General features: G+C 63.8%; 3 protein-coding genes. All 3 read left to right on the top strand.

Annotated elements, in window-relative coordinates:
* A partial coding sequence (locus FJ471_RS34125) for an autotransporter outer membrane beta-barrel domain-containing protein (protein ID WP_140811166.1) occupies positions 1-2,142 on the top strand: 2,142 nt, incomplete at its 5' end.
* A gap of 70 nt (positions 2,143-2,212) precedes the next feature.
* Complete coding sequence (locus tag FJ471_RS34120) at positions 2,213-2,764, top strand: invasion associated locus B family protein (protein WP_246684919.1); 552 nt, start codon at positions 2,213-2,215, stop codon at positions 2,762-2,764.
* 127 nt (positions 2,765-2,891) lie between these two features.
* A partial coding sequence (locus FJ471_RS34115; protein ID WP_140811164.1) for a PAS domain S-box protein occupies positions 2,892-4,611 on the top strand: 1,720 nt, incomplete at its 3' end.

The following is a 4,611-nucleotide window of genomic DNA, read 5'->3' as shown; positions in this document are numbered from 1 at the left end:
GGCAACGGTACCTGGCAGAGTTCCTCGGGCAACGACAACTGGACCGAACAGACGGGCCTGATCAACGCCGCTTATTCGGACGGCGCCTTGGCCATCTTCGCAGGCACCGCCGGCACGGTGACGGTGGACAACGGCCTCGGCCAAGTGACGGCAGCCGGCATGCAGTTCGCCACCGACGGCTATGTCATCCAGGGCGGTGACATCGGGCTCGTCGGGCCACAGTCGACCATCAGGGTCGGCGACGGCACCAGCGCCGGCGCGGGCTACACGGTCACCATCGCCTCGGCGCTCAGCGGCGACACCCAGCTCGTCAAGACCGACGCGGGCACGCTGGTGCTGACCGGCACCAACAGCTACACCGGCGGTACCGCCATCAATGGCGGCACGCTGCAGGTCTCCGCCGATGCCAATCTCGGCGATGCCGCGGGCGGGCTCTCCTTTAACGGCGGCACGCTCGACACCACCGCCAGCTTCGCCAGCGGCCGCGCCGTCGATGTGCTGGGCCAGGGCACGATCTCGACCGATGCCGCCACGACGCTGACGCTGAACGGGATGCTGTCCGGCGCCGGCGCCTTGACCAAGAGCGGCGCCGGCACGCTGGCGCTGACGGCCGACTCGTCCGGCTTCACCGGCACCACCGCGATCGGCGGCGGCACGGTCAACGTCTCGGGGAGCCTGTGCGGCACAGTCAATGTGCTCTCCGGCGGGCGTCTCGAAGGCACCGGCACGGTCTGCGACACCACCAATGCAGCGGGCGGCACGATCGCCGCCGGCAATCCGGGCGTGCCGGGCACGCTTACCATCGCCGGCAACTACACCGGCAACGGCGGCACGCTGGAAATCGAGACGGTGCTCGGCGACGACAGCTCCGCCACCGACCGGCTGGTCGTCACCGGCAATACGTCCGGCAGCACCACGCTCAAAGTGGCCAATCTCGGGGGCGGCGGCGCGCAGACGGTGGAAGGCATCAAGATCATCGATGTTGGCGGCACCTCGGCCGGGACGTTCTCGCTTGCCGGCGACTATGTCTTCCAGGGCGACCAGGCCGTGGTCGGCGGCGCTTATGCCTACCGGCTCTACAAGAATGGCGTGAGCAGCCCCGATGACGGTGACTGGTATCTTCGCTCGGCACTGATCAACGGATCGCCGCAGCCACTCTACTCGCCGGCCGTGCCCATTTACGAGGCCTATCCCGGCGTGCTGCAAAGCCTGAACGAGCTCGGCACCCTGCAGCAGCGCGTTGGCAACCGCTCCTGGACCGGCGCCAGCCAGGGCGCCGACGAGATCGGTAGCGTGCCCACCCAGAGTGCGATCTGGGCCCGCATCGAGGGGGCGCACACCAAGCAGAGGCCGGAGAGCGCGACCACGGTCTCGGACTATGACGTGACCACCTGGAAGCTGCAGTCTGGCTTCGATGGCCTTCTCTATGAGGATGCTACAGGCATTCTGCTGGGCGGCCTCACCTTCCACTATGGCACGGCCTCGTCCGACATCTCCTCGATCTATGGTGTAGGCTCCATCCAGGCCACCGGCTACGGCTTTGGCGGCTCGCTGACCTGGTATGGAGACAATGGCTTCTACACCGACGGCCAGGCTGAGGTGACCTGGTATGACAGCAATCTGAAGTCCGCCACGCTGGGCAGCGATGTCGCCAAGGGCAACAACGGCTTTGGCTATGCGCTGAGCATCGAGGCCGGCCAGAAACTCGCGTTGCAGGGCAAGTGGACGCTGACGCCGCAGGCTCAGCTCTCTTACTCCTCGGTCCGCTTCAACAGCTTCACCGATCCGTTCGGCGCGGCGGTATCGCTGAGCGGCAGCGATGTCCTCACCGGCCGCGCCGGCCTGTCGCTGGACTACGAGGATGCCTGGACGGGCGCGCAGGGCAAGGTCAGCCGCTCGCACATCTACGGCATCGCCAATCTCTACTACGACTTCCTCGACGGCAATGACGTGGATGTGTCCGGGGTTGGCTTCCACGAGCACGACCAGCCGCTCTGGGGCGGGCTCGGCCTCGGCGGCTCGCTCTCCTGGGCCGACGATCGCTACACCGTCTTCGGCGAGACCTTCGCCAAGTCGAGCCTCAAAGAGTTCGGGGACAGCCGGGCAATCGGCGCCAAGCTTGGCTTCAGCGTGAAGTGGTGAGCGGGGCCGACTGGGATCAAGATTCGGGGCGATGTGTCCCGGACGAACGCCTGATGAAGATAGGAAGAAGATGAAGCGGAAGAATTTGGGTAGGAGCCTCCTGCTGGTGGCAACCGCGCTGCTGGTCATGGGCTTTGCCATCTCGGCGTTTGCAGACGAGACCGCCTTGCCGGGCGGAGCGACGTCGCTCAGAGAAGGACATGGCGACTGGACAGTGGCTTGCAACGCCACGACGCAAAGCGGTGCGGCGGGCAAAGCGTGCTCGCTCTCCCAGGAGCAGGCCGACGGACAGTCGCGGCAGCGCATCCTGGCGGTTGAGCTTCGGCCCAATGGGGACGTACTTCAGGGAACGCTCGTGCTACCATTTGGCCTCGCGCTCGATCAGGGAGTGACGCTGCAGATCGACGACGGTGTCGTGGTTCCGCCGCTCCGCTTCCGTACCTGCCTCCCTGGCGGCTGCATCGTCGATCTCAGCTTCGACATCGAAACCGTGGCGGCCCTGCGTAAGGGGACCAGCCTCAAGGTCAAGGTGGTCGCCGATGGCGGCAAGGAGACGAATCTGGCGCTTTCGCTGAAAGGGTTCCCGAGCGCGCTCGATAGGACGACCGCGTTGCTGCAATAGCCATTCTCGCCAGGATCGCTGCTCCTGCGCTTCGGCCTCCTTACACATCGCGGATGTGAGAAGTGCAAACCGTTGGAACCTCCTGTCTGGTCGAGCGTTAGGCCGGCTCCAGGGGTTTTAGTATTTCATGGAACAACGAGCTTTGCCCTCCAGCATTTCTGGCGCGCGATCCTTCGGGGATAACAGCGAGGTCGAAGGAGACCGCGCGGTTCTACCTCCCGGCAGTGAGCTGGAGGATTTCTTCGAGAATGCAGCCGTCGGGCTCCACATCGTCAGCAATGACGGCACCATATTGCGTGCTAATCGAGCCGAACTGGACCTGCTCGGCTATGCCCCGGACGAATACATAGGCCGCAATATCCGGGAAGTTCACGCCGATCCCGCCACGATTGACGACATCTTGGATCGCCTTTCTCGGCGCGAGCACCTCCAGCATTATCGCGCCAGGTTGCGCGCCAGGGACGGCTCCATCCGTTGGGTGGAGATTAGCTCCAATGCCCGTTCCGCTGGCGGACGGATGATCAACACGCGTTGCGTCACCATCGATGTGACCGAAAAGGTCAAAGCGGACGAGCTGCTGCGCGAGCAGGAGCAGAGGCTTGCCCTAACCTATGACAGCGCTGGCGTCGGAATAGTTGAGGCTGACGCTGAAGGCCGGCTGCTGCGGGTCAACGGGCATTTGTGCCATTTGTTGGGCTACACGCAGGAGGAGTTGATAGGTCGACCGGTTTTTGATTGGACCTATCCTGCCGACGTCGAGGTCGATCGCGCGAAATATCGCCAACAGGTCGCCGGCAAAATCAAGAGCTACGCGATCGAGAAGCGGTTCGTGCGCAAGAACGGGTCGATGTTCTGGGCGGTCGTAACGTCTTCCAGCGTTCTCGACGCCAGCGGGCAGTTCCGCTACGCGGTAAGGGTCCAGCACGACGTCTCCGAGCGGAAAGAGATTGAGGCGATACTCGCCCGACGGGCCGAGGAGCAGGCTGCGTTGCATCAGTTGACGGAAATGCTCCAGCACGCCCTGACCCCTGAAGGCGTCTATGAGGCGGCCCTCGACGCAATTCAGCGCGGGCTGAGATGTCAACGTGCTTCTATTCTGCTGTTGGACGGCGGTAGCATGAAGTTCGTCGCCTGGCGGGGCCTGTCGGATGCATATCGAGCCGCCGTCGAAGGCCATTCGCCCTGGTCCGCGGCAGACCGCGATCCGCAGCCTATTTCCATGAGAGACGTGGAACACGCCGAACTCCCCGACAGCTTGAAACAGGCAATCCGGACAGAAGGGATTAGCGCAGTCTGCTTCATCCCGATAACTGAAGGCGGGCGTCTGCTGGGCAAATTCATGGCCTATTTCGACGAGCCGCACGATTGCACGGCAGAACAGCTGGACGTCGCCCAGACAATCGCGCGCCAGCTCCGCTTCGGCCTTGAGCGAGTCAGAACTCAGAAGGCGGCCCAGCGGCTGGCGGCGATCGTGGAGTCCTCCCATGACGCCATCGTGAGCAAGGATCTGAATGGCATCGTCTCGACCTGGAACGGCAGCGCCGAACGCTTGTTCGGCTATACGGCCGCGGAGATGGTCGGCAAGCCGATCGCCACCATTATCCCCGAGGATCGCCTGGGCGAGGAGCCTCTGATCCTAGGGCGCATCCGCAATGGCGAACTCGTGGATCACTTCGAGACGGTCCGCCGCCGCAAGGACGGAACGCTGGTGGATATTTCTCTCACCATATCGCCCGTGCGGGATGCATCAGGCCGCATCATCGGGGCTTCCAAGATCGCCCGGGATATAAGCGACAAAAAGATTGCGGAAGCGAGGATACAAGACAGCGAGCGCCAGCTTAGAGACC

The sequence above is a fragment of the Mesorhizobium sp. B2-7-1 genome (assembly GCF_006440735.1).
In the GTDB taxonomy this organism is placed as follows: domain Bacteria; phylum Pseudomonadota; class Alphaproteobacteria; order Rhizobiales; family Rhizobiaceae; genus Mesorhizobium.
Note: the sequence above shows the minus strand (reverse complement) of the source record. Positions and strands in the feature narration are given on the sequence as shown.

Excerpts from the sequence above, each read along its gene's own strand:
- FJ471_RS34120 (WP_246684919.1), top strand. The coding sequence starts at position 2,213 with ATGAAGCGGAAGAATTTGGGTAGGAGCCTCCTGCTGGTGGCAACCGCG.